Source organism: Mesorhizobium sp. WSM4842 (assembly GCF_055901575.1).
In genome coordinates, this window is record NZ_CM148372.1 from 780,653 (window position 1) to 794,246 (window position 13,594).

General features: G+C 59.8%; 8 protein-coding genes. 7 read left to right on the top strand and 1 reads right to left on the bottom strand.

All coding sequences use genetic code 11. From position 1 onward, the window contains the following. The first annotated feature begins 19 nt into the window (after window positions 1–19). The 7 genes from AC0NIE_RS03655 (at window position 20) to AC0NIE_RS03685 (ending at window position 13,099) form a co-directional block, all read left to right on the top strand. The gene (locus tag AC0NIE_RS03655; protein WP_473489412.1) at window positions 20–2,884 is read left to right on the top strand and encodes a DNA methyltransferase; all 2,865 of its coding nucleotides are present in this window, start codon (window positions 20–22) and stop codon (window positions 2,882–2,884) included. Beyond that, a complete protein-coding gene (locus tag AC0NIE_RS03660; RefSeq protein ID WP_473489411.1) occupies window positions 2,881–5,694 on the top strand; it encodes a DEAD/DEAH box helicase in 2,814 nt (937 codons plus the stop codon). The genes AC0NIE_RS03655 and AC0NIE_RS03660 overlap by 4 nt, the downstream gene beginning before the upstream one ends. Further along, window positions 5,691–7,691 (top strand): BREX-3 system phosphatase PglZ, encoded by a 2,001-nt coding sequence (gene pglZ / locus AC0NIE_RS03665; RefSeq protein ID WP_473489410.1) that lies wholly within the window; start codon window positions 5,691–5,693, stop codon window positions 7,689–7,691. The genes AC0NIE_RS03660 and pglZ overlap by 4 nt, the downstream gene beginning before the upstream one ends. Then, window positions 7,688–8,404, top strand: a complete 717-nt coding sequence (locus AC0NIE_RS03670; protein ID WP_473489409.1) for a hypothetical protein — start codon at window positions 7,688–7,690, stop codon at window positions 8,402–8,404. The genes pglZ and AC0NIE_RS03670 overlap by 4 nt, the downstream gene beginning before the upstream one ends. Window positions 8,405–8,607: 203 nt before the next feature. Further along, window positions 8,608–11,364 carry an McrB family protein gene (locus AC0NIE_RS03675; protein ID WP_473489408.1) on the top strand — a complete coding sequence of 919 codons (2,757 nt, stop codon included), beginning with the start codon at window positions 8,608–8,610 and terminating at the stop codon, window positions 11,362–11,364. 59 nt (window positions 11,365–11,423) lie between these two features. Then, the gene (locus tag AC0NIE_RS03680; RefSeq protein WP_473489407.1) at window positions 11,424–12,677 is read left to right on the top strand and encodes an McrC family protein; all 1,254 of its coding nucleotides are present in this window, start codon (window positions 11,424–11,426) and stop codon (window positions 12,675–12,677) included. 188 nt (window positions 12,678–12,865) lie between these two features. Next, on the top strand, window positions 12,866–13,099 hold the full coding sequence (locus tag AC0NIE_RS03685) for a hypothetical protein (RefSeq protein WP_473489406.1): 234 nt from the start codon (window positions 12,866–12,868) through the stop codon (window positions 13,097–13,099). 70 nt (window positions 13,100–13,169) lie between these two features. Here AC0NIE_RS03685 and AC0NIE_RS03690 read toward each other — a convergent pair whose 3' ends face one another. After that, window positions 13,170–13,475, bottom strand: a complete 306-nt coding sequence (locus tag AC0NIE_RS03690) for a hypothetical protein (protein ID WP_473489405.1) — start codon at window positions 13,473–13,475, stop codon at window positions 13,170–13,172. Window positions 13,476–13,594: the final 119 nt, after the last annotated feature.

Sequence of the window (13,594 nt, forward strand, 5' to 3'; positions counted from 1 at the left end):
AAAAAATGAGACCGAATAGATGAACGATTTTCTTCAAATGAATACAGAATTGCACGGCCGGGCCGCGGAATGCCTGGGTTTGACGTTTCCAAGTGAAGCGGCCCGTCGGGAGCACTTTCTGAATCTCTTGGCGGCGAAGCTAAAGGACCCGAAGTTCCGTGCGCTGGATGGGTTCCCAGTCGGCACGGACGCGGACATCCTCGCCCTTTCTGATCCCCCTTACTATACCGCCTGTCCCAACCCCTTCGTCGAAGAATTCGTGAGGCTTTATGCATCGTCGCATGACGCCACGAATGTCTACAGCAAGGAGCCGTTTGCCGCAGACGTAAGCGAAGGTAAAAACGATCCCATCTACAATGCGCACAGCTACCACACGAAAGTGCCGCACAGAGCTATCATGCGGTATATACTGCATTATACCCAACCCGGAGACGTCATTTACGATGGATTTTGCGGAACCGGTATGACTGGCGTTGCTGCGCAAATGTGCGGCGACCGTTCTGCCGTGGAGTCACTAGGGTTCCGGGTCGATGCCGATGGGGTCGTTTACGAACAGCACCATGATAATGGGCGATCTGGGTGGAGGCCGTTCTCCAAAATTGGAATTAGGCGAGCGATACTAAACGATACCTCCCCTGCTGCGACATTTATCGCGTATAATTACAATACCCCTGCCGATGTCCGCGCCTTTGATCTCGAAGCGAGAAAGTCGCTCGCGGCAGTGGAAGACGATTGTGGCTGGATGTATCAGACTCTGCATTCTCCTTCACCAGAGCAGGTAGAAGCCGGGGTTAAGCTTGTTACGTCCGATCCGCGTCCAAGGTTGTCCAAAATATGTCCGGTGGGGCGCATAAACTATACCGTCTGGTCCGATGTATTCCATTGTAATGAATGCGCAGGAGAACTGATTTTCTGGGATGCGGCTGTTGACGAGGAAGCGGGGGCTGTCCGTGAAGTGTTCGATTGCCCGCATTGCTCCGCGAAACTCACGAAGCGCACTCTTGAACGCGCGTGGGTCTCTCGCGTTGACGACATTACAAATCAACCCGTGCGGCAGGCCAAGCAATCTCCCGTCCTAATAAACTATAGCATTGGGAAGAAGCGTTTTGAGAAGCGCCCCGACCCCGTGGATCTGGCAATCGTCGAGAAGATTGAAAGCTCCGCTATCAAGGATTGGTACCCGACCGACAGAATGATGGAAGGGCGGGAGGCGCGGAGGAACGATCCAATTGGGATTACGAACGTTCATCACTTCTATACCAAGCGGAACCTGTCTGTCTTGGCTAGCTTGAGGTCGCACATCGCGAAGTCAAGCATGGCTGCTCAACTACTATGCCTTGTGGGAGATCAACTTCCCAGAGCGAGTAAAATGCACAAGATTGCGGTGAGTCGACTCAATACGAATCTCTCCAAAACGGCCGGCATTCTCGCCGGAACGCTTTACGTGCCATCGAATCAGATCGAGTATTCCGTTCTCGAGATGATATCTTACCGCATTGCGGATGTAGCATCGTACCTGGGGAAGAGGGATGGACGTACTCGTCAGTTCGTGTTTACCGGTTCGTCGACGAATACGCTGATTCCAGACGATAGCTTGGACTATGTATTTGTTGATCCGCCATTTGGTGCGAATATTAGCTATTCTGAGCTTAACTTTCTTTGGGAGTCGTGGCTGAAGGTTTTTACAAATGTACGGGCTGAAGCCACCGAGAATAACGGACACGGGAAGTCCCTCAACGACTATCGTCTCTTGATGACCGCGTGCTTTCGAGAGGCCCATAGGATACTTAAGCCGGGACGGTGGATGACCGTCGAGTTCTCGAACACTCAAGCATCCGTCTGGAACGCGATTCAAACCGCGTTGCAGGAAGCCGGGTTCGTCGTCGCGAACGTCTCTGCGCTCGATAAGAAGCAGGGCAGCTTCAAAGCTGTCACGACGACGACGGCAGTAAAGCAAGACCTTGTCATTTCGGCCTACAAGCCGAACGGTGGTCTTGAAGCACGATTTGTGAGGTCTGGGGGTACTGAGGAGTCAGTCTGGGATTTCGTTGGCACTCACTTAGGCTACCTACCTGTAGTCAAGTCGAAGAGTGGGGCATTGGATTTTATAGCTGAACGAGATCCACGAATTGTTTTTGATCGGATGGTCGCGTGGTTTGTTCGGCACAATACCCCGGTGCCTCTTTCCAGCCAGGAATTTCAACAAGGACTGCGGCAGCGCTTTGAAGAGCGCGACGGCATGGTTTTTCTCCCCAAACAGGTAGCTGAATACGACAAAGCGCGAGCTCAGGTTGCGGACGCGCCTCAAATGGAGTTGTTCGTCAGCGATGAGCGCTCGGCGATCGATTGGTTGACCGACTTCCTGAAAAGGCGCCCCTCCACTTACCAGGAACTCCATCCCGAATTTATCACCCAACTGGGGGCGGGCTGGAAGAAGCACGAAACAAGGCCGGAATTGGCCGCTCTGCTGGAGGACAATTTCCTCCGCCACGACGCCGTCGGCGACGTGCCGAGCCAAATCCACAGCTATCTGTCTACCAACCACAAAGATCTGCGCGGGCTAGAGAAGAGCGACTCGCGCCTGAAGGCGAAGGCCAAGGACCGGTGGTACGTGCCAGATCCGAACAAGGCGCAGGATCTGGAACAGAAGCGCGACAAGGCGTTGCTCAAGGAATTCGAAGCTTACCTGGCCGCGCCCGGGCGGCGGTTGAAGGAATTCCGTCTGGAGGCCCTTCGAGCTGGGTTTAAGACCGCGTGGGCGGCGAAGGACTACAAGACCATCATCGCCATCGCGCAGAAGATCCCGGAGGAGGCGCTCCAGGAAGACGAGAAGCTGCTGCTTTGGTATGACCAGGCGCTCACCCGCATGGAGGCTGATGCGTGACGCATGGCGGCGGCGGGCACAACGTTGGCGACTGGTGCTGGCATGAGCGTCAAGCCGGGCCGTGCCGCGTCGTCGAACGACAGGAGGTCTGGGGTGAGATCGCCTATCGCGTCTGGCTTCCGACCAAAGATGCCGTCGTTCGTTCCGGTGCCAAGGATCTGGTCCCGCTCGACTCCGTTCAGCTGACCGTAGAGCACATCCTCCATACGGCGGCGGCGGCGAAGCTGCTGGACGCTCTGGAAGACAACCTGCTGCTGGCGCCGATCCAGTCAAGCGTCGTGCCGCTGCCGCACCAGCTGTATGCGCTGAACCGGGCAATGAGCCGGCATCAGATCCGCTATCTGCTGGCCGACGAGGTTGGGCTGGGAAAGACAATTGAAGCTGGGCTGATCCTTCGCGAACTAAAGCTGCGCGGTATGGTCCGCCGCGTGTTGGTCGTGGCACCGAAGGGGCTGGTGCGTCAGTGGCAGACAGAAATGCGGCTGCACTTCGGCGAGACACTACAGTTTATTGAGCCGGCTGAGCTGACTGCATTCCGTCAATGGCGGAATGATGAGGAGAACCTCTGGCGTCTTCATAATCAGGTGATCTGCTCGCTGGATTCGGTGAAGCCGCTCGAGGGTCGCCGTGGCTGGAGCCTGGATCAGCTCAGCACCTACAATCGGGAGCGGTTCGAGGATTTGATTTCGGCATCATGGGACCTGGTCATCATCGACGAGGCGCACCGCATGGGCGGCAGCACCGAGCAGGTAGCGCGCTACAAGCTGGGCGCGGCTCTGGCGGAGGCCGTGCCTTACCTGCTGCTCCTGTCGGCGACTCCCCACCAGGGTAAGACCGACCAGTTCATGCGGCTTATGCAGCTCGTCGACCGGGATTCCTTCCCCGACGAGGGTACCGTCAATCGCGATCGCGTCCGTCCATTCGTGATCCGCACGGAAAAGCGCGCCGCGATCGATGCGGAAGGGCAGCCGCTGTTCAAGCCGCGAAGGACGCGCCTCCAAGCCGTCGCCTGGCAGAATCGCCACGCGGCCCAGCAGCGGCTCTATGAGGCAGTCACCGACTATGTGCGCCATGGTTACAACCAGGCCATGGCCGCCAAGCAGCGCCACATTGGCTTCTTGATGATCCTGATGCAGCGGCTGGTGACGTCGAGCACTGCCGCGATCCGCACCACGCTCGAGAAGCGGCAGGCCCTACTCGATCAGCCAGAGCTTCAGCAGTCGCTGTTCGATGCGCCGTATTTGGACGAATGGGCCGAACTCGACGGCCAGGCCCAGGTGGATGTCGCCGTTCAGGCGAAGGGCTGGGAAATGGAAAAAGTCGAGGTCGACGCGCTCCTTGAACTCGCTCGAACCACTGAAGCTCAGGGTACGGACGCAAAGGCAGAAGCGCTGCTGGAGCTGATCTACAAGCTGCAGCAGGAGGAAAACGATCCCGCGCTGAAGCTGCTGGTATTTACCGAGTTCGTGCCGACCCAGGCGATGCTGGCGGAGTTTCTCGAGAGCCGCGGCTTCTCCGTCACCACCCTGAACGGGAGGATGGACCTTGATGCGCGCACCAAGGCGCAGCAGGCATTCGCGCAAGACGTGCGCATCATGATTTCAACGGATGCCGGCGGTGAGGGTCTGAACCTTCAGTTCTGCCACGTGATCGTCAACTTCGACATGCCGTGGAATCCGATGCGCGTCGAACAGCGCATTGGTCGCGTAGACCGCATCGGTCAGCCGCATATCGTGCGCGCGTTCAACTTCGTGCTCGAAGAGACCGTCGAACATCGCGTCCGGGAGGTTTTGGAAGCCAAGCTCGCTGTGATCGCCGAGGAGTTCGGCTTCGACAAGGCGGCGGACGTCATGGACTCGGTCGAAACCGCGCCGCTGTTCGATGAGCTTTTCGTCCAGGGGCTCCAGAACCCGGACGCGATCGAAAAGGAATGCGATGCGGTCGTCTCACAGCTTCGGTCAAGGCTCGCTGACAGCCGGGAGAGCAGCGACCTGATCGCCTCCAGTCATGAGCTCGACGCCGACGACGCTCGCAAGTGGCGCGATCATCCGGCGCAGTTCTGGCTGGAACGGGCCATCACTACGGGGTTGCCGGGGCGCGGCGGAGCTGCGATCAAGGAGGGCGATGCTTGGCGCGTGCGCTGGGTGGATGGAAGCGAGTCCGCCCGGGTCTGTTTCGATGCCAGATCGGCGGAGGAGCATCCCGAACTAGAATGGATCACGTTGGAAGATCCACGCGCCCGCGCCGTCATTACCGAACTGCCGCGCTGCGTAGCGGGACAGCTTCTCCCTTCGGTCCAGATTGGTGGATTGCCCAACACGGTTAACGGCATCTGGTCGCTTTGGGAGATCAGCCTGTCGGCCGAGGATTTCAGCCGGAGGCGATTCCTGAGCGTCTTCGTTACAGACGATGGCCGCACCTTCATGCCGACCGCCAAGCGCATCTGGGACCTGCTTTTGACGGAGCAGATCGATCTTGCGGCCGCGCCGTCTGTGCATCATGCGGCGCACTGGTACGAAGCCTCCTATGAGGCGGCGCGCGCGCAAGGAGAGCGGCAGTTTTCCGAACTGGTGGAAGAACACCAAACGCGTCTCCGTGAAGAGCGGGCAAAGGCGCAATACGCCTATGAGGCTCGTCGCCAGGCAATCGGACGCATCGGCCTCCCCGCGGTGCGCGACCATCGGCGTAAGCGTCTCCTCGCCGACCACGAAGCCCGCATGGCGATGCTGGACATCGCCGAGTCTTACTCGCCCGACTTGAATGCGGTGCTGATGCTCCGGGTCGGCCGGGAGAAGGCAATCGCGCCATGAGCCGCTGGATCGAACGCATATTGAAGGAGTTTCCATCGGAGCTCTCGCGCCTCTGGCTGGTAGCCGATCCCGATGACGTTCTTCTCGACGAGCATATCCTCGCGAGCCTGCGGCGCCTCGGTTTCGAAGTGCTGCCGTTCGAGGATTCCGTGGCGTTTCGGACGGACTATGAGGAGCGGTATCGCTCGGCATGGGATCGCGGAGAGTCTGGTCCGTTCGATGCGTTGGTGCTCCACCTGAGGAGCGGTAGCGTCGACGAGCTGCCGTGGGACTATCTACGCGATGGCCGGCGGATCAGCCTAAGCCTTGCGAACCTCTTTCCGAAGCTCAGCTATGGCGTCGTGCGTGCGATCGGGTCCGAGCATCTCGAGGGGCTGTTCGACGCGCAGTCGAAGCATGCAGCCCAGGCGCTCGGCGATGCCGGGACGAAGGATTTTGTTCTCACTCATATCTTTGGCTTTAGCCCTTATCTGATATCCCGGCCGGAGGCTCTATGGCGCGAGCTGCTGCGCTTGCATTTCAGTGACAAGGTCTTGCCACCTGTTCTTGCAAGCCATGTCGCCAGCGTCGTCGCCGGGCAAGGCGTGTTCAAAGCCTTGGCACTCGAGGAGCTGTTCTCGTCGAAGGGCTATTGCCTAAAGGTGGTCCAGGACGCTTGGGGGCAGTTCTTGGCCCGGAACGGCGTAACCGGTCCGCGCCTGACTGATGCCGCCGGGCCTGATCGCGAAGCCGCGCCGGAGATTCCGTTCGAACATCCCGACGTCAGAGTGCTGGTCGATTCGATGTTCCTCGACGGGACGCTTCATCCGATGGTCCTCGAGGGCAAGCCGGCTGGCTTACCAGACTGGGCTAAGGTCGGAACCGTCGAAGATCCTGACGCCCTAGCGAAGCTCGTCGTGGAAGGAGCCTCGCGTCTCGCCGGTTCATTGCCCGGAAACGACGCGTCCCATCGCGACTGGACACAGCTTTCGCGCCGTCTCGGCGAGGTGATTTTCCGCTTCCACAGTCTGGCACCCGCACAGACCGAGCCCATAAGTGACAAGGTGCTCGATCTCCAGAAGGCGGCCGACGAGCGCCTTCGTGAATGGGTGAGCATTCACTACGCTGACCTGCCATCCCTGCCTGCCGCGAAGGGGCCGGTGATGGTGCATCATATGCCGCGATACCTCTCGCTTCGCCGCGACGCTGGCGAGGCACGCGTGGCTCTTCTCGTGTTTGACGGGCTGGCCATGGACCAATGGGTTCAGATCCGGGAGCGCTTGGCGGAGCGGGCGCCCGTATTCGCTTTTGAGGAGAATGCCTGCTTTGCTTGGCTCCCTACGCTCACATCCGTGTCACGTCAGGCGTTGTTCTCGGGGTTGAAGCCTCGGGAATTTGCGAACTCGATCGAAACTACCGCGCAGGAGCCGACGCTCTGGTCACACTTCTGGCAAGACCATGGGTTGCGTGCCAACGAGATTTATTATCGGAAAGGTATCAAGCGGACGGAGCAACTCTTTGAGATCGAAACAGGGATTGCCGACCCGACGATCAAGGCGGTGGGACTCGTTGTCGATACGGTTGACGAGATCGTACACGGGGCGATCTTCGGCAAGCGCGGGATTGCCAATCAAATTGCATCCTGGTGCGACTCCGGTTTCGTCGAGAGGCTGTTCCGCATGTTCCTCGATCAAGGATTTCACATCTACGTGACGGCCGACCATGGCAACGTAGAAGCCGTCGGTATCGGCCGGCTCAATCAGGGTGTCGCGGCCGAGCTTCGCGGCGAGCGAGTGCGGGCCTACCGGAGCGAGGCCATAGCCGCTTCGACTCCTGATGGTATCGATGCGTTTCGGCTCGACATCGGAGGGCTCCCCTCAGACTTCTTGCCGCTCTTCGCGGGCGGCCGTGGTGCATTCATTCCGCGCGGAGAGCCAATCGTTTCGCATGGCGGTGTCTCCGTCGAGGAACTCATCGTCCCATTCATCAAAGTCACGCAGGCGATCACGAGAAAATGAGTTCAGTGACCCCACAGATCGGTTTCGATCGCTTTATTCAACTCGACTGGGCAGCAGCGGCGCTTGGCGTTCGCGCTGGCCTAACCGGGGTGGACGAACTGACCGCGTTGATCGACGCGAGCCATGCCGGCGTAGCCGCCAAGAAGAAGACTCGTACTGTGCTCAATCGCCTGTGGCTTGAGCCGAGACCAGATCTCGTTGACTTCGCGGACCGCGGCGTCCGCATCTATCGACAATGCCCTGAGACCCCCATTTCCGCGCTGACCTGGGGCATGGCCCTCACTACCTATCCGTTCTTCGGCAAGGCCTCAGAGATCGTTGGGCGGCTGACGGCGCTGCAAGGGGACTGTGCGTCGACCGAAGTCCATAGGCGCATGGCCGAAATCTACGGCGAGCGCGAGGGAACTCGACGCATGACGAATATGGTACTTCAATCTCAGGCAAGCTGGGGCGCGATAGAACGCACAATGCGCGGGAAGCGCATAGCGCGTATGGCCAAACTGAAACTTACCGCCCCCGAGCTAATCTCTTGGCTTGTCGAGGCTGCGCTGCGTTATTCTCGATCATCATTGTCGTTTTCCGCGCTCCAGAGCACGCCTACTCTCTTTCCGTTCCATATCAATGGAATGGCCCGAAGTGCGATCAGCCGCTCAAAGTTTCTCGAGGTCTTTCTGAGTGGAAACGACGAGCACGTTTCCCTTCCGGCAGGATGACATTGAGGATGTCAGTGACGAACCAGCCGCGTCGCTTCGGCCCCTCAAAATCGAAGTTAACTGCCTTCGAGCAGTGCCCCAAGCGCGCTGGATATGGCGTTGCGCGTCTATTGCAGCCGCGACACCGAGACCATGATCGTACTGGCTCGGCGTCTCTGTCAGGAAAAAGGGGCTGTTCCGGCAGCATAGGGGGAAGGTAAGACGTGAGAGAAGCTGAATTCAAGGCCTGGATGGAAGCAGAAGGCTATTCCAAGGCCACCGTCAACACGCAAATGGCCGACATACGTCGCTTAGATAAGGCCTATGGCGATCTCGATGCTCTAGCTAACGGTCAATCGCTTGCCAGTATTAGAGAATCGCTTACATATTCCAAGGCTGATCAGCGCGCCGGGAGGCCCAACCCCTGCAAGTTCGCTATCGACGGTGATCTTTACGAAAATCTTGCGCACTATCGCGCCGCGCTTAATTTCTACCAGCGCTTCCTCAATGCCCAATCGACAGTGCGTCCTGAATCGACATACGGTCTTACACCACAGGATATTCTTGAGGCCATAGATCGTTGCGACTCCGCGGGTTCGGTTGAGGCGTTCATCGCCAGCCACGAGGGATTGGGACCTCCAGCCAAGTTCTGGATCCTGCACCACGGGAAGCGCTATCCCAGCAAGGCTATTGCCCGCGACGCGCTAGGCCATGTTGGCAGCGACGTGCTTCCGGGCGGCGCCCAGTGTAAGACCGCCCTCGACGCCCTCGGCTTTGTCGTCATCGACTGGCCCGCCTTCAAGTCGCTGCGCGATACCTTTCTCGCTCGTATGACGGGGTTTGAAGATTTCCGCCGTCAGGACGGCGATTATTGGACAGGTGAGCGTCGCTACAAGGACCAAGCGATCAAGAAGGTCCAAACGATTGCGGCATCTTTAGCGGACAATCGCACTGCCGGCGAACAGATCTATCGCGCGCTTAGCATCGAAATCCCAGACGGCGCCCCGCTCAGTTGGCGAACGCTCAACGAGGTGCAGAAGGCCGACGCCAACCTGCGCGAGCGCTTCTATGAGACGGTCGCTCGGCTGGCGCGGAGCGAGGATGATCCTCTCGCCGCGATCGGCGACGGTGCCAAGGCGCTCGAGCAACTGAGGACGGACGGCATTGCCGGGCTTCGGCGGGGTGAGGTGCTCGGGATCGCCATCAGCGTCGTCGGCACCGTTCACCCTGAGGCAGCAAGCTGGTTCAAGGTCAGCCGCATTGAGGCGATGGGGCAGCGGCTCTTCGGCCGCAAGCTGTTCGCGCACAACGACTTCAAGCCGGCTGATCTCGACGAATTCCTCCAGCTCATGCGGGCCCTGTTCGCGTTGTTCGCAGGGGAGATAGGCTGGAATCCCGCCGATCTGTTCGACGTGCAGGGCTTCGTCTGGGTCGCGCTCGAGGGCAAGTGGGACGACGAAGAAGGCACCCCGCCTACGGAACCGCAAACTATAGTCGCCGAGGAAGTCAGTGTTCTCGAGCACGGACCCTACTGGTTCGTGGGCGCGTCCTTCGGTCGCACCAGCGACCAATTCGATCGCTTCATCGCCGAGGGCATCTGGGAGATCGACGCTCCCAGCGATCGGCATCGCGAACAGGTACTGCGGATGCAGCCAGGCGAGCGGATAGCGATCAAGGCGACGTATGTCCGGAAGAATGGACTGCCGTTCGACAGCCGCGGCCGCTCGGTATCTGTAATGTCGATCAAGGCGATCGGTACGATCACCGCAAACGCCGGCAACGGGGAACAGATATCGGTCAATTGGGAACCGAGCTTCAGCCCTCGCGAATGGTATCATTACACCTACCAGCCGACGATCTGGGAAGTGTACCCCTCTAACGAGATGGCGCAGCGATTGATCCGCTTCGCTTTCTACGGTGAGGCGCAGGACTATGCTTGGTTCCTGCAAAACCTGTCGCATTGGGGCGGGCTGCCGGCCGATGAGGCACCGCCGCCGGATCCGGTCAAGCGCTCGCCGCTCAACCTGATACTTTACGGTCCGCCGGGCACGGGCAAGACCTACCGAACCATTGCCGAGGCGGTGCGGCTGTGCCGCGGTCTTGCTGACAACGATCCCCTGTTGAACGACCCGGCGCGACGGCAGGAACTGCGCCAAGCCTATGAGGAGTTGAAGGGCCAGGGTCAGATCGGCTTCGTCACCTTCCATCAGAATTACGCGTACGAGGATTTCGTCGAGGGGCTGCGCCCTCAGCCGCTAACCGACGGCATCGGCTTCACCCTCAAGGCGCAGCCCGGCATCCTGCGCCAGATGGCCGAGGCGGCCGAGACCAGCGCGGAGGAGCATGTCCTCGTCATTGACGAGATCAACCGCGCCAACATCTCCAAGGTGTTCGGTGAGCTCATCACGTTGATCGAGTCGGACAAGCGCCTCGGCATGGACGAGGGCATGCGCCTCTCCTTGCCGTACAGCAATGCGCGGTTCGGCGTACCTGCAAACCTCCATATAATCGGTACGATGAACACCGCCGACCGATCGATCGCGCTCCTCGACACCGCGCTCCGGCGCCGGTTCGAGTTCCGCGAGCTGATGCCGGATCCGTCGCTGCTGAAGCCGGTCGACGGGATCGACCTCGCCACACTCCTTGCGACCATCAATGAGCGGATCGAATATCTCTTCGATCGCGAGCACCAGATCGGTCACGCCTATTTCATCCGTTGCGAAACCCGCGCCGACGTGGACGATGTGATGCGGCACAAGGTGATCCCACTCCTCGCCGAATACTTCTACGAAGACTGGGCCAAGGTCGCGGCGGTGCTGGGTGACGGGGACGATGGCGAGGGCGATCGAGAAGGTCGTTTCATCGACCGGCGCCGCCTCGGGGCGCCAAAGGGCATGGGCAGCGATGAGGATACCGCGCCGCGCTATCGCTGGAGCGTTCGCCGCGGGAATTTCTCCTATGACGGGTTCACTGCGGCGTGATCCGACGGACGATTCTGGAATGGGAGACAATCGGTTATGGCGATCACCCAGAGCGCCAAATGCCGGTACGGGCCGCCGATCGGATCGCGACGGTCGCGGCCGCGTCGCCCCTTGCCGGGCGAGGCGGTGACGGTGTTCTCGAACATGGTCGCAAGGGGCTTCGCGCGCGTGGTGTCGTGGGCGTCATCGCCGCTGATGGCTGCGCGCTGGAAATCCTGCCAAAAATCGACATTCCCGGCGAGGACGGCGCTCAGGCGACCGGCAGCATCCGCCGTCGCCTCGTCCACATGCTCGCCGTCGCGCTCGACCTGAAGATCGACGCAGGACAGATCACTACGCTTGACTGGCAGCGCGAGACACTGCTCGAGATCCTGATCCGCCTGTTTTCGGAAAAGCTGGTCGAGGCGGTACGCCGTGGCATGCCGCGTCGCTATATTGAGCACGCCGATGATCTGCCGACGCTGCGCGGACGCCTGAATGTGTCCCGCCAATTCACCACGCTCGCGGTGGAGCCGTCGCGGCTGGCTTGCCGCTTCGACGGGCTAACTCCAGATATCTCGCTCAACCGAATCATGAAGGCGGCGGTCACCCAGCTCTCCCGCATCGCACGCACCACGGACAACCAGCGACGGCTTCGCGAATTGGCGTTCGCCTATGTCGATATCGCCGATATACCCGCCGCTGCGCTCAGGTGGGACGAAGTTGTGCTGGACCGCACAAACAGCCGTTGGCGCGAACTGATCAACCTCGCGCGCCTGCTGCTAGGGGAGCGATTCCAGACCACATCCGCCGGCGGCAGCGACGGCTTTTCGCTGCTGTTCGAGATGAACACGCTGTTCGAGGAATATGTCGCTCGGGTGTTGAAGAGAGCGCTGGCCGAGACGAATCTGCGCGTGGTGAGCCAGGGTGGCCGGCTTTACTGCCTCGAAACCGAGGATCGTCGTGGGCTGTTCCAGACACGGCCGGACATTCTGATCAAGCGCAGCGACGTCGTCGTGCAGGTCATCGATACGAAGTGGAAGCGTATCTCATCGCGTATGGACGACCCAAAGCAGGGCGTGTCACAAGCGGACGTCTATCAGATGATGGCCTATGGACGGCTCTATGGATGCAGCCGACTGACGTTGCTCTATCCCCACCATTTCGGCTTACAACACGATGCCGGGGTGCTGGTCTCGAATGTGATCACCGGCAGTGACCATCGCCTTGAAACAGCGACCATTGACGTTAGCTCTGCGAACGAAATTGCCTCGCGCTTGAAGCAGCTTGTCCACGCTGCGTCGACACTGATCGAATATGACGTTCTCGGCTAGGCGGCTTCGCGCGTCTCCAGGGCTTGCTCTTCGACTTCATCGCCGACGGCGCTGCGCAGGAAACGTTCGAGGGCGCTCTCCGTGACTTGCGATCCAGGGCGGCACCTGCGATCAACGAGTTCGCGATAGTCTGGAACCCAATCGGCCTCGAATGGTTTGTTGTCGGTAGATCTCGAAGGGAGAAACCATTGTCCGCACCGCAGGAAATGGATGTCGTCCTCGAAAAGCTGCCTTTGAGGATCGGCGCCTACGTGCCCGACGATTTGCTGGAAGACTGGTTCGCGCCGGGAACGGGCATGAACCCGGTCAGCCCGGCAGCGCTGGCGGCGGCCAAGACTTACGGATGGCGCTTCGAATGCGAGTTCAAATACTACCCCGAACGGATGGAGGGCGTGTTCTGGAAGTGGGTGCCGGCGATCTGATCCGCGCAATTTGCATCGCCCTTGGCGCTTCAGGGATCGAGGTTGCCGCGAGATCGCTGTCCTGATCGCCTCAGCCTATCGGCGTCGTCACCTTTCCGGTTCCGCCGCATTCGGGGCAGGTGCGGCCGTCGATCATGCCTGTCCCGGCGCAGCGGTGACACATATGCTCGCCGGCGCCGGCAATGCCTGCCGCGTCGGCATTGGCTTGATCTTCCGCAAGTTGCACAGGTTTGCCTTGCAGCTTGCCTCGCAACCGGGCGGCGGTCTCGTCGACTTCAAGCGGCTTGCTGCCCGGCGGGCCTTCGCCGGATTGGCCGATGGTTTCGTTGCGCGGCCGGTCGTTGGTGCCTGTCGTTATCTTTGGTTTCTGTGCCATTGCAGTACTCTTTTGCGGTGGCGCAGCTACTAAGTAAGGCGACGCTGCCGTTTCTGGTCTCGGATCTGTCAAACCGAGTGGACTTGAAGGCCATGCGTACCTATCTGCTAATACGTTCT

Excerpts from the sequence above, each read along its gene's own strand:
- AC0NIE_RS03655 (WP_473489412.1), top strand. The coding sequence starts at position 20 with ATGAACGATTTTCTTCAAATGAATACAGAATTGCACGGCCGGGCCGCG.
- pglZ (WP_473489410.1), top strand. The coding sequence starts at position 5,691 with ATGAGCCGCTGGATCGAACGCATATTGAAGGAGTTTCCATCGGAGCTC.
- AC0NIE_RS03670 (WP_473489409.1), top strand. The coding sequence starts at position 7,688 with ATGAGTTCAGTGACCCCACAGATCGGTTTCGATCGCTTTATTCAACTC.
- AC0NIE_RS03680 (WP_473489407.1), top strand. The coding sequence starts at position 11,424 with ATGCCGGTACGGGCCGCCGATCGGATCGCGACGGTCGCGGCCGCGTCG.
- AC0NIE_RS03690 (WP_473489405.1), bottom strand. The coding sequence starts at position 13,475 with ATGGCACAGAAACCAAAGATAACGACAGGCACCAACGACCGGCCGCGC.